Source organism: Sphaerisporangium sp. NPDC004334, from assembly GCF_053602655.1.
Map to the genome: position 1 here is coordinate 41,342 of NZ_JBSGDZ010000005.1, position 22,017 is coordinate 63,358.

A 22,017-nucleotide genomic window follows, 5' to 3' on the forward strand; every position below is an offset into this window, starting at 1 on the left:
GCGATGATCTCGGGTACGCGCCGGCGGACGTCGCGTAGCCGCAGTGCAGGAGAGTGCCCGGTGACAGACCACGCGACGCCCTTCGACCGGCCCCGGCCCCCTTCCTGCGACACCGCGCTCGACGAGGTCGCCGTGTCCTCCGGCGGGCCGGCGGAGCGGCCCGGGGCCGCGGGGGCCCCTGGGGCCCCCGGCGCGGCGCCGGCCGGGGTCGACACCTCGGTGCCGCACGCGGCGCGCATCTGGAACTTCTGGCTGGGCGGCGAGGACAACTACCCGGTCGACCGCGCGGCCGGCGAGCAGACCATGCGGGTGCTGCCCGAGATCGTGGACATCGCCCGCCACTCCCGGGCGTTCCTCGAACGGGCCGTCCACTACCTGGTCGCCGAGGCGGGCATCCGCCAGTTCCTCGACGTGGGCGCCGGCCTGCCGACCGTCGACAACACCCACGAGGTGGCCCAGCGGGTGGCGCCCGAATGCCGGGTCGTCTACGTCGACAACGACCCGCTGGTGCTGGCGCACGCCCAGGAGCTGCTGACCAGCACTCCCGAGGGCATGACCGGCTACGTCCACGCCGACGCGCGCGACCCGGAGGCGATCCTGCGGGCCGCGGCCGCGACGCTGGACCTCACCCGGCCGGTCGCTGTGATCATGCTGGGCGTGCTGCCGTTCATCGGCGACGACGCCGAGGCCAGGTCGATCGTCACCCGCCTGCTGGACGCCGTGCCCGAGGGCAGCCACCTGGCCATCACCCACAGCACGAGCGCCGTCACCGGCGACCGGGTGATCGAGGCCGTCCGCCAGTGGAACGCGGTCGCGCCGGCCCCCTATCACCTGCGCACCCCCGGCCAGATGGCGGGCTTCTTCGACGGCCTCACGCTGCTGGACCCGGGCATCGTCTCCTGCCCCCGGTGGCGCCCGGACCTGATCTCCCTCCACGGCCTCCCCGAGATGGACGAGTTCTGCGCGCTCGGCCGCAAGTGAGCCGGCCGCACCGGCGGCCGGCGTGCGCGGTCCCGGGCGGCGGTGCGGCTCAGAAAGTGTCAGGAGGTCTCGGGAGGTGTCAGGAGGTGTCAGGAGGTCTTCTGGGCCTGCGGCGCCGTCCAGTCCGGATGCCCCGGCATGGGCGGCACCTTGTCGCTGTAGAGCCACCCCTCGATGTAGGCGGTGAGGTCGCGCCCACTGATCTTGTTGGCCATGTCGATGTAGTCCCGGGTGGTCGCCGACGTGCCGCGGTACCGGTCGAAGAACGCGCGCTCGATGCGCGTGAAGACGGCGTCGCCGACCTGGTGGCGCAGTCCCGCGAGCATCAGCAGCCCTCCGTTGTTCCCGCCGGTCAGCACGTCCGCCGCCGTCTTCAGGCGGGCGGGAGGGCCGGATTCCAGCCGCTTGCCGAACTCGAACTCATACCGCTGCTTGAGGATGTCGTCGAGCCGGTGATAGCCCTTGTCCACCGAATAGAGCAACTGGTAGTAGTCGGCGTGACCCTCGCTGATCCACATGTCGTTCCAGTTCCGGACCGAGACGGCGTCGCCGAAGTACTGGTGGGCCAGCTCGTGGATCATCGTCGGGGCGATGTCGGGGGCCGGGCGCGTCAGCCCTTCGACGCTGAAGGTCGACAGCGTCGCCGACTCCAGGGCGACCCCGTCGTAGCCCCCCGGCACCCCGAGCACCCCGTAGGCCGTGTAGGGAAACCTGCGGCCGAGCCGCTTCTCCATCCACGCGACCTGGCCGGGGATGTCGTCCACCCGTGGCTTGGCCGCCTTGTACCGATCGGTCGCGATGTAGCTGCGGATCGGCAGGCCGTGCGGGCCGCGCCCCGTCGTCATCGTGAAATGCCCGACGGCCGCCTGCACGACGTGGGTCGGGACCAGGTCGCGGCCGGCGTAGGTGGAGGTGGTGCGGTCCCCGGTCGTGACACGTGATCGCAGGGTTCCGATGGCGACGGCCTGCAGGTCCTTCGGCGTGGTGATGCGGAAGGTGAACCGGGCCTTGTCGCTCGGCCGGTCGTCGCACGGGAAGAACACGTGGGCCCGGTCCGGCTGGCCCATGAGCGCGAACCCGTCGGGCTTGTTGATCCAGTGGTCGATGATGTGCGTGCCCGGGGGATAGGACGGCGACGGCGGGTTCTGGCCCCGGTCGACGCGGTAGGAGACCTCGACGCGGAAGCGCCGTCCCTCGCGCAGCGCGTGCCTGGGAGTGATCAGCAGCTTCTCGCCGGAGACCCTGAAAGCGGCCGGTTCGCCCTGCACGGAGACCGAGCCGACGTGCTCCACCGCCGAGTCCAGGCTGAAGCCGGACAGGGCCTGCTTCGCCGTGGCGGTGATGCGGACGGAGGAGTCCATCTTCAGGGTGCCGGGCCGGTAGTCGTACCGGATGTCGTAGGACTCGACGTCGTACCCGCCGTTCCCCAGGTACGTGAAGAGCGGGTCGCCGGCGGTGTGCGCTCCGGGCTTCGGCGCCTCGCGGCCCGGACCCGCCGCCCAGGCGGGGGAGAGCGCGGTGGACATCGCCAGCGTCAGCGCCGACGCGGCGGTCAGCCTGGTGAGCCTGGTGAACCGTCTGGTGAGCTGGGGGTTGATGCTGGAGGACAAAGGACCGCCTTCGGGGTGTCGGGGCGCCGCTTCCGGCGCGCTCGGACCACTTTGGGCGAGACACATGTCCGGCCCGTCGGAGCACGGCCTTCACCGCCGCTCAGCCGTGTATCAACCGTGTACCGGCCGACGGACCGGCCTGGTGATGCGTCGGGGCGGGCGAAAGTCGAGCCAGACACATCGGATCTCTCTGAATCCGGACGTTCGCCTACTTGTTTGGATTTATAGCCCTAAAACGCCCAGGAAGCGTGGTGGCATGGGACGGCATGTCCGGGATGTGCATGCACGAATCTCGCGAGACCCTATTGACGGGGAAATTCATCCGATGTTAACTGCGCCTAACGGTTCTGAGGGAGGGGCTGTGCACCGCCTGGTGCCGAGGCGGCGCATGGAAACCCCCTCCACAGGGCCGCGCTGTGGAACAGGCCCGCGGCGTGCATCGCCGGTCGCCGATCACCGGCGTGCACGTCCGGGCCTCTCCCACCGGCGACCTTGCGATCCTTCCCCCTGACCGCGCACCACCACCCCCCATCACCGGCCGGAACCCGGCCGCGTGACGATCGACCATGCCGCGATGCGTCCACCCGAGGAAACGAGGGGCGGCGACCACCACCAGGAGAACACCGAGAAAGGGTGATCATGGTGATGAGGTTCCTACGTTCGCTGCCGCTGCTCGCGCTCGCCGCGGGCCTGCTCGCCGGGACGCCGGCCGCGCCGGCGGCGGCCTCGACGACCGACGCCGCCTTCGACCAGACGGCCGGGGCGCTGAACGTCGACTACGCGAGCTACCTCGCCAAGCACGACGTCGTCTACAACCGGCCCAACACCAACCCCCTGTACGGCCTGACCGTGGGGAACGGCAGAACCGGCGCCATGGCCTGGAGCCAGAACGGCCTCACCATGCAGACCTCGGGCGTGGACCTGTCCGAGCAGTCCGCGTACGCGGCCGGGCTGGTGAACCTGGCGACCACCCCGAGCATGGAGTCGGGTTACACCACCTTCCAGCAGCGGCTCTCGCTGTACGACGGCACGCTCGTCACCAAGTACGACGCCAACCGCACCGTCACCGTCCTCGGGTCGCCGAACTCCGAGGTGATGGGCATCCACGTGGACGACACGCGCGGCGGCGTCTCCAGCATCGCCCTCACGCTGAGCATGTGGGATCCGGCGACCGTGACCAACAGCGCGGACGTCCCGGACCTGACCACCTGGAAGACCGTCTCGACCTTCGCCGACGCCGCCGGCGCGGGCCTGAGCCGGGGGCAGGCCGACCCCAACGGCTTCGGCTACACGCTGGCCGCCACGGTCGAGGGCGCCGGGTACGCGACCCAGGTGGTCGACTCCCGGACGGTCCGGCTGACCATCACGCCGTCCTCGAGCTACACGATCTGGTTCACCGCGGCCAGCCGGATCAACGCGCCGAACCGCGACTCGGTCACTCAGGCCAGAAGCCAGCTCTCGTCGGTCAAGTCGACCGGGTACTCCACCACGCTGAACAACTACCGCAACTGGTGGCACGCGTTCTGGGCCAGGTCGTTCGTCCAGTACTCGGGCCTGTCCGGCGACGCCGACTACCTGGAGAACCTCTACTACCTGTCCACCTACATGATCGCCGCCGCCGGCTACGGCACCTACCCGGCCCACTTCATCAACGGCGTCTTCCGCGCCACGCAGGACAACACCAAGTGGAGCAACGCCTACTGGTACTGGAACCAGCGCGACGTGTATCTGTCCTTCCTGGCGGCCAACCACGCCGAGCTGGTCGACCGGCACAACAACCTCTACAGCCGTAACTACAACGCGCTGAAGTCCTACACGCAGACGCGGTACGGCGTGGACGGCCTGTGGGTGCCCGAGACCATGGGCTGGGACGGCAACGCGCGCGGCACCGTCGGCAGCGACTACACCAAGAACATCCTGTCCACCGGGTACGAGGCCGCCTACAGCATGTACATGCGGTACCGGTACACCAACGACGCGACCTACCTGCGCGACGTGGCCTACCCGTTCATGCGCGAGACCGCGAAGTTCTACTCGGCCATGCTGTCCTACGACAGCGGCACGGGCACGTACTACATGGCCAACTCCAACTCGCACGAGACGTACTGGAACGTCCGCAACGCCATCACCGACCTGGCCGCCGTGCGCGGCATCTTCCCGCTCACCATCCAGGTGAGCCAGCAGCTCGGCGTGGACGGCGGGCTGCGCGCCGGGTGGCAGAACGTCGTGGACCACCTGACCCCCTACGTCGTCTCCAACGGCGCCTACCAGCCGCACCAGCCGCCGATCTCCCAGACCCGCAACAACGAGAACGTCTCGGCCGAGCTGATCTGGCCCTACGACCTCACCGGCATCGGCTACCCCGACTACCAGACCGCCGTGAACACCTGGAACCAGCGGCCCTTCCCCTACGGCAACGTCTGGTCCAACGACGCGGTGCAGGCGGCCCGGCTGGGCCTCGGCGACCAGGCCTACAACGGCATGAAGACCATGCTGCAGAAGTACCAGAACTACCCCAACGGCATGACCGCCAACACCAACGGCGTCTTCGAGTACCTCGGCGTCCACCTCACCGCGCTCAACGAGTCCCTGCTGCAGAGCTACAACGGCAAGGTGCGGGTCTTCCCGGCCGTCCCGGGTGACTCCTCCTTCGCCGGGAAGTTCACGCTGCTCGCCAAGGACGGCTTCCTGGTCAGCTCCGAACGCGAAGGGGGCGAGACCAAGTACGTCGGGCTGAAGAGCCTCTACGGCAAGCAGGCCACCGTGGTCAACCCGTGGAGCGGCCAGCAGATGCGCGTCCGCCGGACCTCCGACAACGCGGTCATCACGACGAGCTCGGCCGCCGAGATCACCTTCGCCACCGCATCCGGCGCGGTGTACGTGGTCGAGCGCACCGCCAAGCCGCTCGGCTCCTACACCTCCGCCCGCCTCACCGGCGCCGCCAACCAGGGCGTCAAGACCCTGCGCAACACCGCCTCCACCCTCGGCCTCGGCGCCCCCGGCCAGAGCGGCGGCCTGGTCAACGACACCGAGCTGACCTATGACGCGAACTGGTACCAGACCACCGGCCGCGGCTACGGCGACTACAACGACGACACCCACCACACGACCACGGTGGGCGCCACCGCCCAGTACACCTTCACCGGCACGGGCATCGACTACCTGTCCGAGCGCAACGGCGACATGGGCAACGTGGACGTGTACCTCGACAACGTCTTCCAGGCCAACGTCACCCTGTACGCCGCGGGTGCCCGCCAGGCACAGCAGGTCGTCTACAGCAAGACCGGCCTGTCCAACGGGCAGCACACCATCAAGATCGTCAACAAGGCGACCTCCGTCGGCATGGTCGACGCCCTGCGCGTCCGCACCCAGGCCGGCGGGACGCCCTCGGTGAGCCTGCGCGCCCGCGCCAACGGCAAGTTCGTGACGGCCGTGGACGGCTCCCCGCTGATCGCGGGCGCCTCCAGCGCCGGCACCGGCGAGCAGTTCGAGCGCGTGGACCTCGGCAACGGCGGCATCGCCCTGCGCGCCAGGTCGAACAACCGGTACGTCACCGCCGAGAACGGCGGCGCCGACCCTCTCGTCGCCGACCGGGACGCCATCGGCCCGTGGGAGACCTTCCAGCAGGTGGCCAACTCCGACGGCACCATCAGCCTGCGCGCCCAGGCCAACGGCAGGTACGTCTGCGCCGACAACGGCGGAGCCGCCCCCCTCATCGCCAACCGCGACGCCGTCGGCGCCTGGGAGTCCTTCGACCTGGTGACGACCTGACCCGCCCTGCCTCCGCGACCGTCCCGCCGGCCGGCCCCGGCCGGCGGGACGGTCGCCCCGACCGGCGCGAGCCGCCCCGCGTCACAGCCCGTAGCGGGCGCGGGCCTCCTGGACGGTCTCCGGCTTGACCTCGCCGCGCCGGGTCAGCGCCGCGAGCGCCGCGACCACGATCGACTCAGGGTCGACCCCGAAGTGACGGCGGGCCGCTTCGCGGGTGTCGGACAGGCCGAAGCCGTCGGTGCCGAGCGAGTGCCAGTCCTGCCGCACCCACTGGCTGATCTGGTCGGGGATGGCCCGCATCCAGTCGCTGACGGCCAGCACCGGCCCGGGCGCGCCGTCCAGCGCGCGGGTGACGTACGGAAGGTGGTCCTCGCCCCTGAGCTGCGCCTCGTCGCAGGCCAGCGCGTCGCGGCGCAGTTCGCTCCAGGAGGTGGCCGACCACACGTCGGCGGCCACGCCCCAGTCGTCGGCGAGGAGCCGCTGGGCCTCGAGGATCCAGTGAATGGCGGTCCCGGAGGCGAGAAGCTGCAGGCGCGGGGCGTCCTCGGCCAGGCTCGGCGCCTGCTGGAAGCGGTAGAGCCCCTTGAGGATGCCCTCCTCCACCCCCTCGGGCATGGCGGGCTGGACCTTCGGCTCGTTGTAGACCGTCAGGTAGTAGAACACGTCCTCCGCGTCCGGCCCGTACATCCGGCGCAGGCCGTCGCGGACGATCACTGCCACCTCGTAGGCGAAGGCCGGGTCGTAGGCCAGCGCCGCCGGGTTGGTGGAGGCGATCAGGTGGGAGTGGCCGTCGGCGTGCTGCAGGCCCTCGCCGGTCATGGTCGTGCGGCCGGCCGTCGCGCCGATGAGGAAACCGCGGCCGAGCTGGTCGGCCATCGCCCACATCTGGTCGGCCGTGCGCTGCCAGCCGAACATCGAGTAGAAGATGTAGAACGGGATCATCGGCTCGCCGTGGGTGGCGTAGGAGGTGGAGGCCGCCGTGAAGTCCGCCATCGAGCCGGCCTCGGTGATCCCCTCGTTGAGGATCTGGCCGTCCGCGGCCTCCTTGTAGTACATGAGCATGTCGCGGTCGACCGGATCGTAGGTCTGGCCGAGCGGGGAGTAGATGCCGGCGCTCGGGAACAGCGACTCCATGCCGAAGGTGCGCGCCTCGTCCGGGACGATCGGCACCCAGCGCCTGCCGGTCTCCTTCTCGCGCATGAGGTCCTTGACCAGGCGGACGAACGCCATCGTCGTCGCGATCTCCTGGCTGCCCGACCCCTTGGCGAGGGCCTCGAACGGCTTGGCCGCCGGCTCGGGCAACGCCACCGCGTGGACCCTGCGGGCCGGGGCGGGGCCGCCCAGGGCGGCCCGGCGCTCCTGGAGGTAGCGCACCTCCGGAGAGTCGGCGCCCGGGTGGACGTAGGGGACCACCTCTTCGTCCAGCTTGCTGTCGGGGATGGGCAGTTCGAGTAGATCGCGCATCTCGCGGAACTGCTTGCCGGTCAGCTTCTTCATCTGGTGGTTGGCGTTGCGCGACTCGAAGCCGGCGCCGAGGGTGTAGCCCTTGACCGTCTGGGCGAGGATCACGGTGGGCGCGCCGCGGTGCTCGACCGCGGCGCGGTAGGCGGCGTACACCTTGCGCGGTTCGTGGCCCGCCCGGGAGGTGCGGAAGCACTCGGCGATCTTCGCGTCGGTCAGCACCTTCGCCATCTCGGCAAGGGCGGGCTCGGCGCCGAAGAAGTGCTCGCGGATGTAGGCGGGCTCACGGGTCGCGTACGTCTGGAACTGGCCGTCGGGCACCTCGCGCAGCCGGCGTACGAGCGCGCCGGTGGTGTCCAGCGCGAACAGCTCGTCCCAGGCCGAGCCCCAGAGGGACTTGACCACGTTCCAGCCCGCCGCGCGGAACTGGGCCTCCAGCTCCTGGACGATCTTGAAGTTGGCGCGTACCGGCCCGTCCAGCCGCTGCAGGTTGCAGTTGATCACGAAGGTGAGGTTGTCGAGCCCTTCGCGCCCGGCCAGGGCGAGCGCCGCGGTCGACTCGGGCTCGTCCATCTCGCCGTCGCCGAGGAACGCCCACACGTGCGAGCCGGAGGTGTCCTTGATGCCGCGGTGCTGCAGATAGCGGTTGAACCGCGCCTGGTAGATCGCCGCCAGCGAACCCAGACCCATCGAGACGGTCGGGAACTCCCACAGCCACGGCAGCCGGCGGGGATGGGGGTAGGAGGGCAGGCCGTCGCCGCCCGTCTCCCGCCGGAAGCGGTCGAGGTGCTCCTCGGTGAGCCGTCCGTCGAGGAAGGCCCGGGCGTAGATGCCGGGGGAGGCGTGGCCCTGGATGAAGAGCTGGTCGCCCGAGCCGTCGGCCTCCTTGCCGCGGAAGAAGTGCTGGAAACCGGTCTCGTAGAGCCACGCGGCGGAGGCGAAGGTGGCGATGTGGCCGCCGAGGCCCAGGCGGCTGCCCCGGGTCACCATGGCGGCCGCGTTCCAGCGGTTCCAGGCGGTGATCCGCCGTTCCATGGCTTCGTCGCCGGGGAACTCCGGCTCGGCCGCCGTGGGGATCGTGTTGAGGTAGTCGGTCTCCAGCAGATGCGGCAGCGCGAGACCGGCCCGCTCGCCGTGCTCGAGCGTGCGGCGCAGGAGGTAGGCGGCGCGGCTGGGCCCGGCGGCCTCGGTGACGGCGTCCAGTGAGGCCGCCCACTCGGCGGTCTCCTCCGCGTCGCGGTCGGGGAGCTGGTCGAGAGGGCTCCGCTGGTCACGCAGGGGATCGCTCATGGGGGTCGCCTTCCAAGTGGCCCGCACCTCGGTGGAGGACGAGACGGTGAGAAAGGGCCCTGCCGGCCGGACAGGGCGGAGGAGCAGGTGAGCTCGCGGACCACTGTACGACTGATCGATGATCGATCAAAACAGGGGGTCCATTTTTCGCTAAACGAAAGGAAAGCGATATTTACCATCGCCGCCCGGCGCGGGGCTCCGGCGTCACGGTGCGGCGTCTGGGTTCGGTGTCACAACTCGGTGTCCAGGTCTGGTGTCATGATGCGGCGTCTGAGTTCGGTGTCACGGTCCCGGCCGTGCCGGCGGCCGCCGCCGTCGGGGACGGGCCTCAGTCCCCAGGGGAGGGGCGGCGCGGCGCGCAGGCCAGGACGTGCTCCTTGACCAGCCGGCCCACCCCCGGATCGCGCCGCCGGAAGGCCGCGACGACCGCCTCGTGCTCCTCCGCGTAGGACTGCTGGTGGGTGCCCAGCCAGCGGATGGAGAGCGCGGTCCACACCTCGATGCCGAGCGACTCCCAGGTGTGCAGCAGGACGGCGTTCCCCGAGGCCCGCACCAGCTCCCGGTGGAAGGCGACCGTGTGGCGCACCTGGGCCTCCGCGTCGCGCCCGCGGTCGGCCTCGTACAGCGCGGCCACCTGCGGCTCGAGGACCGAGACGTCCTCGCCCAGCCGCGGCGCGGCCAACTCGGCGGCGATCTGCTCCAGCCCCGCCCGCACCGGATAGATCTCCTCCAGGTCCGCCACGGTGAGGTCGCGCACCCGGACCCCCTTGTTCGGCGCCGACTCGATCAGCCGCAGCCCCTCCAGCTCCCGCAGCGCCTCCCGGACGGGGGTCTGGCTGACCTCGAGCTCGACGGCGACCCGCCGTTCGACGATGCGCTCGCCCGGCTTCCAGCGTCCACTGACGATGCCCTCCACGATGTACTCGCGGATCTGCTCGCGCAGCGAGTGGACGACGGGCGAGGCCATGAGTGCTCCTTGGAAGATCGCCGCCCGCCCGGTCCGTGTGCCCGGGACTCGCACCGTCGCGCCGGCGTCCGTACCGGCGGCCCGGCCGATGGGGATCGGTGAGCGGTCATCTGCCCAAAAGACTAGTACGCCCCGCCCCCCTGGCCAGGCGCGAGCCGCACCGTGCGCCGCCGGCCCGCCGCCGGCGCCGGGTCAACGGACGCGCCGCCCGGCCTGGGGCATGCCGCGGACGCGGTCCAGATGCCGTTCGTACAGCTCCCGCGAGCCGGCGAGGAAGCCGATGATCAGCTCCAGCTCGTCGGCGGTGTAGGAGGCCGCGATGGACCGGGCGCCCTCCTCGGCGATCGGCCCGTAGATGTCGCGGCCTCGGCGCGTCGCGTCAGGTGTCACCCGTACGACGACCTTGCGGCGGTCGGTGGGATCGGGGGAGCGGGTCAGGTAGCCGAGCCTCTCCAGCCGGTCGAGCATCGCGGTGACGCTGCCCGTGGTGAGCCCGAGGGCCGAGCCCAGCTCGCTGGGCGCCGCCATCTCCCGCTGCATCAGGTACTCCAGGCAGCGCAGGTCGGTGCGGTTGACGCCCAGGCAGGCGGCCGCCGCGTCGTCCAGCGCGTCGACGGCCGACTGGTGCGCCTGCGACTCCGCGCCGAGCCGCTCTCTCAGACGGTCCGGATTTTCCCTTGACATTCAAGTACCTCGACTATCAAGCTAATATTCCCCTTGAACATCAAGATAGTCGACGTCCAAGGAACACTGCCCGCCTGTTCGTTGCCGGAGGAGAGCGTCTCATGAAGGTGATCATTATTGGGGCCGGTACGGGCGGAATGTGCCTCGCCCACGGCCTGAAACGCGCCGGCGTCCCGGTGGAGGTGTACGAGCGCGACCGCACGCGCGCCGACGGCCTGCACGGCTACCGAGTCGGCATCGACCCCACCGGCAACCGCGCGCTGAAGGAATGCCTGCCGCCCGATCTGTTCGACGCCTTCGCCGCCACCTGCGCGCGACCGCCCAGGTACTTCAACGTGTTCACCGAGCACCTGAAGCGGACCGCGTCCTTCCCGCTTCGCCAGGACACCGACCCGGTGAACAGCGAGCGGTCGGTGTCCCGGATGACCCTCCGCCGGGTGCTCCTCACCGGCATGGAGGACGTCGTCCGGTTCGGCAAGACCTTCACCCACTACGAACGGCACGCCGACGGCACGGTCACCGCCCATTTCGCCGATGGCACCTCCGCCACCGGTGACGTGCTCGTCGCCGCGGACGGCACCAACTCCCGGGTCCGCCGGCAGTACCTCCCGCACGCCGAGGTGAAGGACGCCGGAGTCATCGCGATCTCGGCCAAGGTCCCCGTCAACGAGGAGACCCGGGCCCTGCTGCCACGCGAGGCGTTCCACGGCATCTCCCTTGTCTTCGCCCCCAAGGGCGGGTTCTGCGTCTGGCACGTCATGGAGTTCGACCGGCACGACACCGCCGGGACCGGCGTCGGCGGGAACGACGCCGATCTCATCGAGCGCCGGCCCGGCCTGCTGTACGACAACACCCGCGACTACATCAACTGGGGCTTCTCCGCCGCGGCCGGCAGGTTCCCCGGGAACGTCATGGAGATGCGCGGCGAGGAGCTGATGCGGCTGACCCTCGGCATGACCACCGGCTGGCATCCGGACATGCGCAGGCTGTTCGCCCTGGCGGACCCCGGGAGCTGCTTCCCGATCAAGATTCGCACCTCGGTTCCCGTCGAGCCATGGGAGACCACCACGGTGACCCTGCTCGGCGACGCGATCCACACCATGACCCCCGGCCACGGCGTCGGCGCCAACACCGCCCTGCGTGATGCCTCCCTGCTGTGCCGGGAACTGACCGCCGCGCACAACGCCGCCAAACCGCTGCTGGACGCCCTCCGCGCCTACGAGGCCGAGATGATCCCCTACGGCTTCGCCCGGGTGGCCGACTCGCTGGCCCAGAACGGCACCAGCGGCCACGACCCCCTCCACAGACCCGTGATCGGCCGCGCCGTCCTCGCCCTGACCCGCACGTACTTCTTCCTCAGCAGCCGCATCCCGCCCCTGCGGGAGAAGTTCCTCACCGACCTGCACACCTACCGGGGCGGCGACGAAGCCCCCGCCCTCTGAGGCGGTGCGGGGAGCGGCGGACGGAGTTTCGCGCCGCCTCGCCGGAAGGCCGCTGGCCCCTCCGCGCCGTCGCGGGGGAACGGCGCTTTGAGATACGGCCGGGTTCAGCGGTGGAGGGTCAGGCGGAAGGCGCTGCCGCTGCCCGCAGGGGTGGGGGAGTGGACGGTGAGGGTGCCGCCGTGGGCTTGGGCGATCTGGAGGGCGATGGGGAGGCCGAGGCCGGTGCCGGGAAGGTCGCTGCGGCCGCGCCAGAAGCGTTCGAAGACGCGCTCGCGCTGGTCGGCGGGGATGCCCGGGCCGTGGTCGGTGACGGTGACCACGGCCATCGGCCTGGTGAGCGCGACGTCCACTTCGACGGCCGAGCCGGCGGGGGCGTATCTGACCGCGTTGTCCACCAGGTTCGCGACCGCCCGTCGCACGGTGGGTCCGTCGACCGAGCAGGCGGCGGACGGCGGGCCGGTCAGCTCCAGGGAGATGCCCTTCGCCGCCGCCGGCACCCGCGCCTCGTCCAGGACGTCCCGGACGATGGCCGTCAGGTCGGCGGGGCGCCGTTCGATGACCCGTGCCCTTCCGCGGGCCTCGACGAGGAGCTCGCCGATCGTCGTCTCCAGCCGGGCGATCGCCTTCCGGGACCGTTCGAGGCCCTGCCGGTACACCTCGACGGTGGGGGCCGGGTGGGCCAGGAGTACCTCGGTGTTGGTCATCAGCACCGACAGCGGCGTGCGCAGTTCGTGGCTGGTCTCCTCGACGAGCCGCCTTTGCGTCTCGGCGGCGAGCTGCAGCCGGTCGAGCATCGCGTCGAAACTCGCCGCGAGCGACACGACCTCGGCCGGGCCGTGGTCCAGCCCGATGCGCAGGCCGAGGTCGGTGCCCTCGATGTCCTCGGCGACCTCGCGCACGCGCTCGATGGGACGCACCGCCCGGCCCGCCCACCACCAGGCCAGGCCGGCGGCGGCCGGGCCGAGCGCGACGATCGTCCAGGTGACCCACGCGGAGTGGTGGACGGAGGTGCGCCTGATCGTCTCGACGCCGTTGACCGCGTTCGCGGCCGTCTCGTCGTCGGTCAGCAGGATCACGCCGAACAGCAGCAGCACCGGCACGTAGATCGCCAGGAATCCCAGGGCCGCCAGCCGCACCCGCAGCGATCCGCGCGCGCGGGTCACGCGGGGTCCGTCAGCCGGTAGCCGGCGCCGGTGATCGTCACGATGGGCGGCGGCTCGCCCAGCTTCCTGCGCAGCCGGCTCAGGATCACCCGCACCGAGGAGGTGAAGGGGTCGGCGTTGGCGTCCCACACGTGCTCCAGCAGGTCCTCGGCCGACAGCACCCGGCCGGGGTGGCGCATGAAGTACCGCAGCAAGGAGAACTCCCGGGCGGTCAGGCGCAGCTCGGCTCCGGACCGCCACGCGCGGTGCGCGGTGAGGTCCAGTGCCAGCTCGCCCACGCGCAGCGTCGAGCCGTGCTGGTCGCCACGGCGCGCCAGAGCGCGGAGCCGGGCGACCAGCTCGGCGAAGTGGAACGGCTTGACGAGGTAGTCGTCGGCCCCGGCGTCGAGCCCGGCGACCCGGTCGGCGACGGCGTCGCGCGCGGTCAGGATGAGCAGGCGTCCGGGCCGGTGCAGGCCCGGGTCTCCGGCCAGGCGGCGGACCAGGGTCAGCCCGTCGCCGTCGGGCAGGCCGAGGTCCAGGCAGGCGACGTCGTACTCGGTCGTCCCGAGCGCCTCCTCGGCACCGACGCGGGTGCCGACGACGTCGACGGCGTACGACTCGTTGCGCAGGCCGAGCGCGACGACCTCCGCCAGGTCGGGGTCGTCCTCCAGCAGCAGGATGCGCATGACCGGTCCCCCCAGCTCACCCGGCTGCCGGCGGGGTCGCCGCCCTGGTGGGGCGGGCGCTGGTGGCCCCTGCCGGTCCGGAGATGGTGAGGCGACCCGCCTCGACCTCCACGGTCACCTGCGGGGCGGCGCCGGTGGGACCGTCCGGGTGGTGACGACCGTCGCCGGACGGGGCCAGCGTCAGCGCCGGTGGCCCGGAGGGGAGCTCCGCCGCCCGGACGCCGCCCTCCTCGTTCACCGAGTACCAGCCGGTCAGCACCCTGTCCCTCGCGGTGATGGCGACATACGTGCGCACGTCACCGCCGATGGCGGCCGTTCCGCCGAGCGTGAGACCGCTGATCGGCCCGAACGCCCGCTCGATGCCCGCGCGCTCTTCGCGCCCTTGCTTCGTACGCCCGTTGAGCAGCGCCAGCACGCGCCGCTCGTTCGCCCGCAGCTCGGCGGCGGGAACACCTCGGGGCGGGAACAGCGCCGCGACGGCGTCCGCGCCCCTCGCCGAGATCACGAGCCGGCCGCCGGTCGCGCTCACGTCGAACCGACCTCCCGTGTCCAGCGCGTAGGTTCCGACCATAGCCGCCGCGCCCGCCGCGCCCGCCGCGCCCGCCGCGCCCGTCCGGTCGGCGCCGGCCGCGGCGGGCGTGGCGGATCCGCCTCCCGGCATGCTCAGATGAGCGCCACACGCCACGCACAGGGCCACCACCGCGACCGCCAGTGATGTGACACACGACTTGTTCATGCGAGCGACCGTACGGACGTCCCTGCGAACCTGATGTGAACGGACCCGGCGGGCCCCGGCGCGTCTCAGGCGGTCGCGCTGCCGAAGTGGCGGATGCGTTCGCGCAGTGCCGCGGCGTCGGCGTCGTTGAGCTCGTCGAGGATCGTCAGCGCGGAGCGCCACCGCTCGCGCGCCCGGTCGGGGTCGCCCGCCGCGGCGTGCGTGTCGCCGAGGTGGGTCAGGGCGGCGGCCTGGAACGAGCGGGCGCCGAGCTCGCGGAACAGGGCGAGGGCCTGCTCGAAGCAGTCGACCGCCTGGTCGTGGTGGCCGAGATGGTGGCGGGCGTAGCCGATGCTGTCCAGCGTGCCCGCCTGGCCGTACCGCGAACCGATCTGCCGCTGCAGGACGAGCCCCTGTTCGCCCGCGGCGAGCGCTTCGGCGTAGTCGCCCAGCCGGGTGCGGCACCAGCAAATCATGTTGAGGGCGTTGGCCTGCCCGGTGACGTGGCCCGCCGACCGGAACAGCAGCAGGGCCTGCGAGGCGTGCTCCAGCGCCGTGCGGTAGTCGCCCTGCCCCTCCAGGGCCAGCGCGAGGCTGATGTGCACGTTGGCGCGGACGCCGTCGTCGCCGTGGCTCGCGGCCAGCTCCAGCGCCTCCCCGAGGTGGGCCCGCGCCTCGCCGAACCGGCCGAGCTGCGCGCAGGCGGTGCCGAGGACGCGGAGCACTCGGATCTGGCCGGACCGGTCGCCCAGACGCCTGGTCGCCTCCAGCGCCACGCCCTGGACGGCCATGCGGTCGGTCCAGTGCCCGCGGCGCTCCAGGAACTCCGCCACGGTCCAGGCGAGCTGCCAGGCATGGACGTCCAGGCCCGACCGGTAGGCGTGCCGCACGGCCGCGAGCAGGTTCTGGTGCTCGGCGGTGAACCATCGCGCCGCCCGCTCGGCGTCCGGCACCTCGCCGCGGGTCACTCCCGGTCCGGGCTCGGCCACCACCACCGGGTCGCGGTGCGGGTTGAGCGACATGGCCGCCGCCTGCGCGGTGTGCAGGTAATGGTCGAGCAGCCGCCGCGTCGCCGCGTACCCCTCGGGAGCGTCGTCCTGCCGGGCGAGTTCGGCGCTGTACGCGCGGAGCAGGTCGTGCGAGGTGAACCGGCCCGGCCGGTGCTCGACGGCCAGCCCCGCCAGGGCCAGTTCGGCCAGCAGGGCGCGCGCCTTGCCCGGGGTGAGGCCGGCGAGGCTCGCCGCGGCCGCCGTGGCGATGTCGGCCCCCGCGCTCAGCCCGAGCAGGCGGAACATGCGCGCCGCGGCGGGGCTCAGCGTGCGGTACGACCAGGACAGCACCGCCCGGACCTCGCCGGCCTCGTCACCGGCGCTGAGCAGGTCGAGCCGCCCGCGCTCGTCGCGCAGCTCGTCGGCGAACACGGCCAGCGGGAAGGCCGGACGCCCGGCGGCCCGCGCGGCCACGATCGCCAGCGCCAGCGGCAGCCGCGCGCACCAGGTGATGATGTCGTCCATCGCCTCGGGTTCGGCGGCGGCGCGTTCGGGGCCCAGGCGGCGCGCGAGCAGCCGCCGCGCCTCGGCGGCGTCCGGCGGGTCCACGGCGAGCGGATGGGCGCCTTCGACGGCGACCAGGCTGGTGAGCTGGGCGCGGCTGGTCACCAGCACCAGGCTGCCGGGCGCCCCGGGCAGCAGCGGCCGCACCTGCTCGGCGTCGCGGGCGTTGTCCAGCACCACCAGCATGCGCCGCCGGGCGAGCAGGCTGCGGTACAGCGCGGTCTGCGCGTCCACGTCGGGCGGCAGGCTCGCGACCGGCACGGCCAGGGCGTGCAGGAACCCGCCGAGCGCCTCGGCCGGCGTCATCACCGTCCCGTCGGGGCCGAACCCACGCAGGTTGACGTAGAGCTGGCCGTCGGGGAACCGGGCGGCGACCCGGTGGGCCCAGTGCACCGCCAGCGCCGTCTTGCCCACGCCCGCCGTCCCCGACAGCGTCGCGATGAGGACCGCGGTCGGCTGGTCGGCGGCGTGGGCGAGCACCGCGTCGAGCGCGGCGAGCTCGGTGCCGCGCCCGGTGAACCCGCGAACGTCCAGGGGCAGTTGCGCCGGTGGGGTGTACCTGAGGTCCGCCGCCGGGCCGCCCGGACTCGCGGGGCTCCCCGGACCACCCGGACTCGCGGCGCCTGCGGGCGTCGCCGGTGGAGCGGCGCCGACCACGGCGGGTCGCGGCGGCGCGGGCGCCGCACCCGCCTCGCCGGCGTTCCCGTGCAGGATCGCCCGGTGCAGCTCCCGTAGTTCGTCCCCCGGATCCAGGCCGAGCTGGTCGGCCAGCCGCCGCCGGAAGGCGGCGTAACAGTCCAGGGCCTCCGGGACGCGCCCGGTGGCGTGCAGAGCGCGCATCAGCGCGCTGACCAGCGGTTCCGCCAGAGGGTTCTCCAGCAGCAGGTCGGCGAGCGGGCCGATGACCGCGGCGGCCTCACCCAGGCGCAGCTCCGCCTGCGCCCAGCGCACCGCCGCGTCCAGGTGCTGCTGGTGCCACGCCTGCCGTACGCGGTCCGCCCAGTCGCCGTCGATGCCGCCCAGGGGAGTGCCCCGCCACAGGCCGAGGGCCCGCCGCAGCAGCCCCGCCTCCTCGGCCCCCGTGCACCGCCCGTCTCTGGCCTGTCCGACCAGGCGCCGGAAGCGGTGCACGTCGATGCTGTCGGGATCGACCTCCAGCGCGTAGCCGCCGCTGCGGCGTCCGAGCCTGGCCGGCCCGTCCTCGCCGAGGCTCACCTGTTCCAGAACCCGCCGGATGCGGGCCAGGTAGACGTGCAGCGCGTGGCGGGCCCGCTCCGGCGGAGCCTCGCCCCACACCCGGTCGACCATGGTCTCCACCGGCACCGGCCGTGGCGCGTCCACCGCCACCGCCGCCCAGACGGTCCGCTGCCGCGGAGGTCCGAGATCCACCGGCCCGCTCCCCGACCATAACTCCAGCGGGCCCAGCATCCGTAACTCCACGTCGATCCCCCGTAGCCCCGGTTTCGCCTGCTCACGCACTGACCTGGTGATTGAGAAAGTTGCAGGGTTTTGGCCACTTTCTTGGCCGATGCTGAACCCGGTGATCACCCCGTGTCAACGGGTTCACGGGGCGAGGTACGGACCGGAACGTCCGAGCAGCGTGATCGGCGATCCGGTCCAGAACGCGAAGGAGAAAGCATGAGCCGTCTCATCGACCGGATGATCGACCGGATCGTCCCGAAGGCCACCGTTTCCGCCTGCGACTACCGCGACGTCTGCAACGCCGGCGGCCACCCGGGCCTGTGGTGGCGCGAGTGCTGCGCCCAGACCGGCTGCCACTGGACCTACGTCGGCCCCTGCTGACCGGTCGCCGTGACGACGCCGGGCGGTGGCGGCCCCACGCCGCCGCCCGGCCGGTGCCTCGGCGCCTCCGGCGCGCCCGCCGGGCCTCGTCACCTCGTTCGCAACGGCGCGCTGATGGCCGTCACCGTGCTCGGCCTGCCGGCCGGGCCTCGTCGGAGCGGTCCTGATCATCTCGTTCGACGTCGTCGTCGACCTGTTCACGAGGAGTTCCCGATGACCTACCTGGCCGCCGCCGTGGTGCTGCTCGGCGCGCTGTGCCTGCTGAACCTGGCGCTCACGCTCGGCATCCTGCGCCGGATGCGGGCGCAGGCCACGCTGACGAGCGGGCCCGCCGGGGCGCCGTCCGCGCTGGGGCCGGGCGCCGCCGCCGGCACGTTCACCGCCGTGACGACGGACGGCGAACCGGTGTCCTCCGCGACGCTGACCGGGCTGGTGGGGTTCTTCTCCTCCGGGTGCGAGCCCTGCCACACGCTGCTGCCGAGGTTCGCCGAACGTGCGCGAGAGCTCGGCCGCGAGAACGTGCTGGCGGTGCTCGGCGGTGCCGACGAGGCGGCGCTGCGGGCCCTCGGCCCGGTCGCCCGGGTCGTCGTGGCCGAGCGCGACGGCGGGCCGGTGGCGCGCGCGTTCCAGAACACCTGGACCCCCATGCTGTACCTGATCGGCGAGGACCACCGGATCGCCGCCGTGGGCACCCGGATGGAGGAGCTGCCCCTCCCGATCCGGCGCGACGACGGCGCGAACGCGGCTCCCGGCGCGGGCGCGGCTCCCGGCGCGGGCGCGGCTCCCGGCGCGGGCGCGGCGGACGTCGCCGGGCTCGCGGGCAAGGGGCGCGGGTGAGCGCCGCCCCGGACGCGGACCCGCGGCACATCGGCGCGCGGCACCTGCGGGCCTCCGTCGCGCAGGCCCTCTCGCTCATCTGGCGGTCGGCGCCCGCCGACGTGACGGGCGTCCTGCTGCTCACCCTCCTCGCGGCCGCCGCTCCGGTCGCCGCCGCCTGGCTGACCAAGCTGGTGCTCGACGGGCTGGCGACCCCGTACGGCGCGGTCGCCGGGCCGGCACTCGGGCTGGTCGCCACCGGGCTGGGGGCCGCCGCCCTGCCGGTGGCGCTGCGCTACCTCAGGGCGCACGTCGGCCGGTCCGCCAACCTGGCCGCCACCGAGCGGCTGTTCGCGGCGACCGAACGCCAGGTCGGCCTGCGCGCCTTCGAGGACCCGGCGTTCCAGGACCGGCTCAGACTGGCCCAGGGGGCGACCGGGCGCATCGCCGAACTGGTGGACGGCATCGGCAACGGCCTGGGCGGCGCGCTCTCCCTCGTCGGCTTCGTGGCGTCCATGCTGGTCCTCAGCCCGGTGATGACCGCCGTGGTGGTCCTGGCGGCCCTGCCCGCGCTCGTCGCCGAGCTGTATCTCTCCCGGAGCCGGGCGGGCACGGAGTGGAGCGTCGAACGGTACTACCGGCGGGAGTTCTTCTACAGCCAGTTGCTCACCGGAGTCGCCGCGGCCACCGAGATCCGCCTGTTCGGCATCGGCGCGTTCCTGCGCGCCCGGATGACCGACGAACGCCGGTCGGCGAACGCGGCGATCCGGCGCATGGACCTGCGCGAACTGCGCACCCAGGCGGGCCTGACGGCGGTGAGTGCCATGGTGGGCGGGATCGGCCTGTGGTGGGCGGTCGGCGCCACGCGGCGCGGCGAACTCGGCATCGGCGACATCGCCATGTTCCTCGCGGCCGTCACCGGTGTGCAGTCCGCCCTGGGCGCGCTGAGCTCGTCCCTCTCCGGGTGGCAGGCGCGGCTGCTCGCCTTCGCCCACTATGTCGCCGTCGTCACGGCCGAACCGGACCTGCCGCGCGCCGAACGGGGGCGGGCGCCGCGGCTGCGGAAGGGCGTGGAACTTCGGGACGTGTGGTTCCGGTACAGCGACGACCATCCCTGGGTCCTGCGTGGGGTGAACCTGACCATCCCGCACGGGTGCGCCGTCGCGCTCGTCGGGCTGAACGGCGCGGGAAAGAGCACGCTGGTCAAGCTGCTGTGCCGGATGTACGACCCGACCCGAGGGCGGATCCTGTGGGACGGAACGGACCTGCGCGACATTCCTCCGGCCGCCCTGCGCGAGCGGATCAGCGCCGTGTTCCAGAACCACATGAACTACGACATGACGGCCCGCGACAACATCGGCCTCGGTGACCTGAGCGCGCGGGACGACCCCAGGCGCGTCAGGGAGGCGGCCGCGCTCGCCGGGCTGCACGACACGCTCGCCGGGCTGCCTCGCGGATACGACACGCCCCTCACCCGCACCTTCATGATGGGCGAGGACGAGGACGGCCCGGCGACCGGCATCGTCCCCTCCGGCGGGCAGTGGCAGCGCCTCGCGCTGGCGCGCGCGTTCGTACGGGACGGCAGGGACCTGATGATCCTCGACGAACCGAGCTCCGGCCTGGACCCGGAGGCCGAGCACGAGATCCACACCCGCATGCGTGCCTACCGCGAGGGCCGCACCAGCCTGCTGATCTCCCATCGGCTCAGCGCCGTCCGCGACGCCGACTACATCGCGGTCCTGGAAGAGGGGCGGATCACCGAACACGGCTCGCACGACGTGCTGCTGGCCGCAGGCGGCGGCTACGCCCGCCTGTTCCGCCTCCAGGCCACCGGCTACCAGGGGACCTGGTGAGGCCCGCGCTCCCGCCCGCCCGGACACGGGGAGGGGCGCGGTCGGGTCCCTGGACACGGGAGGGACGCGGTCGGGTCCCCGGACACGGGAGGGACGCGGTCGGGTCCCCGGACACGGGAGGGGCGCGGTCGGGTCCCCGGACACGGGAGGGGCGCGGTCGGGTCCCCGGACACGGGGAGGCGCTGATGACACCGGCATCTGTCGCCGCCGGAGGTGAGGAGGCGCCATGACGCTCGTCCTCTGTCTCGCCGTGGTGCTGCCCGCCGCCGGCCTGGCGGCGCTCTGGGTGCGGCGGGGCTTCCTGGCCACGACCGTCCACGGCACGAGCATGGAGCCGACGCTGCGCCCCGGCGACCGCCTGCTCGTCCGCAGGACCAAACGCGTCCGCGCCGGCCAGGTCGTCGTCTTCCGCTACTCCGCGCCTTCCGGCTCCTCCGTCGCGGCGCACGACGAAGACTCCGTACCCGGACGGGACGGCGCGCTCCTCATCAAACGGGCCGTGGCCGTGCCCGGCGAACGGGTGCCCGACGAATGGGAGCAGCCCGACGTCCACCACATGGCCGGCACGGTGGTGCCGCCCGGATCGCTCGTCGTCCTGGGCGACAACCGCGCCACCAGCTGGGACTCGCGGCACTACGGACCGGTGTCCGGCGACCGCCTCATCGGCGTGGCGATCCGCCGCCTCGGCGGCCGCGAGACCTCCCACGACGAAGCCGTCGCCGTCCCCACCGAGTGAGGGGACGTTCACCCGCGGCGCAGGGCCCACTCCACTCCCGGGCAGCGGTTCATGACGACGTCGAGCCCGGCGTCGAGGGCGCGCTGGGCGGCGGCCTCGTCGACCACGCCGAGCGGGAGCCAGACCGCTCCGGCGCCCGCCGCGATCGCCTCGTCCACCGCCTGCCCGGCGAACTCCGACCGCCGGTACACCCCGACGACGTCCACCTTGACCGGCACCTCGGCCAGTGACGCGTATCCCTGCTCACCCAGCACGGTCCTGGCCGCCGGGTAAACCGGGAAGATCCGCTTGCCCCTGGTCTGGAGCAGCCGCGCCTGCTCGTAGGCCGTCCGCGACGGGTCGTCGCCGAGCCCGACGAACGCCCACGTCTCGGACTCGCCGAGCAGCCTTCTGATGACATCCACATCCGCGAAACGATCGTCCACGTCGTGCGTCAACGCCGGGACCCGGCCTCCGCTTCCCGTCCCGGAGAAGGCGCAGGTGGACCGGATCCCCGATGGGCGT

The 22,017-nt window shown here is 72.5% G+C and carries 16 protein-coding genes; 7 read left to right on the forward strand and 9 right to left on the reverse strand.

Annotated features, from left to right (window positions below; genetic code table 11):
* Positions 1-60: 60 nt before the first annotated feature.
* Positions 61-981 (forward strand): SAM-dependent methyltransferase, encoded by a 921-nt coding sequence (locus ACWEN6_RS07415; RefSeq protein WP_452569411.1) that lies wholly within the window; start codon positions 61-63, stop codon positions 979-981.
* An 89-nt stretch (positions 982-1,070) separates the two neighbouring features.
* Here the strand turns inward: ACWEN6_RS07415 and ACWEN6_RS07420 are convergent, their stop codons facing one another.
* A complete protein-coding gene (locus tag ACWEN6_RS07420) occupies positions 1,071-2,591 on the reverse strand; it encodes a M1 family metallopeptidase (protein ID WP_452569412.1) in 1,521 nt (506 codons plus the stop codon).
* A gap of 645 nt (positions 2,592-3,236) precedes the next feature.
* Here ACWEN6_RS07420 and ACWEN6_RS07425 point away from each other — a divergent pair.
* A complete protein-coding gene (locus ACWEN6_RS07425) occupies positions 3,237-6,362 on the forward strand; it encodes a glycosyl hydrolase family 95 catalytic domain-containing protein (protein ID WP_452569413.1) in 3,126 nt (1,041 codons plus the stop codon).
* An 81-nt stretch (positions 6,363-6,443) separates the two neighbouring features.
* Here ACWEN6_RS07425 and aceE read toward each other — a convergent pair whose 3' ends face one another.
* The 3 genes from aceE to ACWEN6_RS07440 all read right to left on the reverse strand — a co-directional run bounded on the left by aceE (position 6,444) and on the right by ACWEN6_RS07440 (position 10,764).
* A complete protein-coding gene (gene aceE / locus ACWEN6_RS07430) occupies positions 6,444-9,113 on the reverse strand; it encodes a pyruvate dehydrogenase (acetyl-transferring), homodimeric type (RefSeq protein ID WP_452569414.1) in 2,670 nt (889 codons plus the stop codon).
* Between the two features lie 328 nt (positions 9,114-9,441).
* Positions 9,442-10,080, reverse strand: a complete 639-nt coding sequence (locus ACWEN6_RS07435; RefSeq protein ID WP_354915058.1) for a GntR family transcriptional regulator — start codon at positions 10,078-10,080, stop codon at positions 9,442-9,444.
* A 192-nt stretch (positions 10,081-10,272) separates the two neighbouring features.
* On the reverse strand, positions 10,273-10,764 hold the full coding sequence (locus ACWEN6_RS07440; RefSeq protein WP_452569415.1) for a MarR family transcriptional regulator: 492 nt from the start codon (positions 10,762-10,764) through the stop codon (positions 10,273-10,275).
* A 101-nt stretch (positions 10,765-10,865) separates the two neighbouring features.
* Between ACWEN6_RS07440 and ACWEN6_RS07445 the strand changes: the two genes are divergently transcribed.
* The gene (locus ACWEN6_RS07445) at positions 10,866-12,206 is read left to right on the forward strand and encodes an FAD-dependent oxidoreductase (protein ID WP_452569416.1); all 1,341 of its coding nucleotides are present in this window, start codon (positions 10,866-10,868) and stop codon (positions 12,204-12,206) included.
* Positions 12,207-12,310: 104 nt separating this feature from the next.
* Here ACWEN6_RS07445 and ACWEN6_RS07450 read toward each other — a convergent pair whose 3' ends face one another.
* The 4 genes from ACWEN6_RS07450 to ACWEN6_RS07465 form a co-directional block, all read right to left on the reverse strand.
* A complete protein-coding gene (locus tag ACWEN6_RS07450; RefSeq protein ID WP_452569417.1) occupies positions 12,311-13,369 on the reverse strand; it encodes a HAMP domain-containing sensor histidine kinase in 1,059 nt (352 codons plus the stop codon).
* Complete coding sequence (locus ACWEN6_RS07455; protein WP_452569418.1) at positions 13,366-14,037, reverse strand: response regulator transcription factor; 672 nt, start codon at positions 14,035-14,037, stop codon at positions 13,366-13,368. Before ACWEN6_RS07455 ends, ACWEN6_RS07450 begins: the two co-directional genes overlap by 4 nt.
* 16 nt (positions 14,038-14,053) lie before the next feature.
* Complete coding sequence (locus tag ACWEN6_RS07460) at positions 14,054-14,773, reverse strand: hypothetical protein (RefSeq protein WP_452569419.1); 720 nt, start codon at positions 14,771-14,773, stop codon at positions 14,054-14,056.
* 65 nt (positions 14,774-14,838) lie between these two features.
* Positions 14,839-17,694 carry an AfsR/SARP family transcriptional regulator gene (locus tag ACWEN6_RS07465; RefSeq protein ID WP_452569420.1) on the reverse strand — a complete coding sequence of 952 codons (2,856 nt, stop codon included), beginning with the start codon at positions 17,692-17,694 and terminating at the stop codon, positions 14,839-14,841.
* Positions 17,695-17,943: 249 nt separating this feature from the next.
* Between ACWEN6_RS07465 and ACWEN6_RS07470 the strand changes: the two genes are divergently transcribed.
* The 4 genes from ACWEN6_RS07470 (at position 17,944) to lepB (ending at position 21,513) form a co-directional block, all read left to right on the forward strand.
* The gene (locus ACWEN6_RS07470) at positions 17,944-18,108 is read left to right on the forward strand and encodes a hypothetical protein (protein ID WP_452569421.1); all 165 of its coding nucleotides are present in this window, start codon (positions 17,944-17,946) and stop codon (positions 18,106-18,108) included.
* A 213-nt stretch (positions 18,109-18,321) separates the two neighbouring features.
* Positions 18,322-18,945 carry a peroxiredoxin family protein gene (locus tag ACWEN6_RS07475; RefSeq protein WP_452569422.1) on the forward strand — a complete coding sequence of 208 codons (624 nt, stop codon included), beginning with the start codon at positions 18,322-18,324 and terminating at the stop codon, positions 18,943-18,945.
* Positions 18,942-20,777 carry an ABC transporter ATP-binding protein gene (locus ACWEN6_RS07480; protein WP_452569423.1) on the forward strand — a complete coding sequence of 612 codons (1,836 nt, stop codon included), beginning with the start codon at positions 18,942-18,944 and terminating at the stop codon, positions 20,775-20,777. The genes ACWEN6_RS07475 and ACWEN6_RS07480 overlap by 4 nt, the downstream gene beginning before the upstream one ends.
* Positions 20,778-21,003: 226 nt before the next feature.
* Entirely contained in the window at positions 21,004-21,513 is a 510-nt protein-coding gene (lepB, locus tag ACWEN6_RS07485; RefSeq protein WP_452569424.1) for a signal peptidase I, read from the forward strand.
* 8 nt (positions 21,514-21,521) lie between these two features.
* On the opposite strand, the gene ACWEN6_RS07490 is transcribed toward lepB, so the two are convergent.
* The gene (locus ACWEN6_RS07490; protein WP_452569425.1) at positions 21,522-21,917 is read right to left on the reverse strand and encodes a CoA-binding protein; all 396 of its coding nucleotides are present in this window, start codon (positions 21,915-21,917) and stop codon (positions 21,522-21,524) included.
* Between the last annotated feature and the right edge of the window lie 100 nt (positions 21,918-22,017).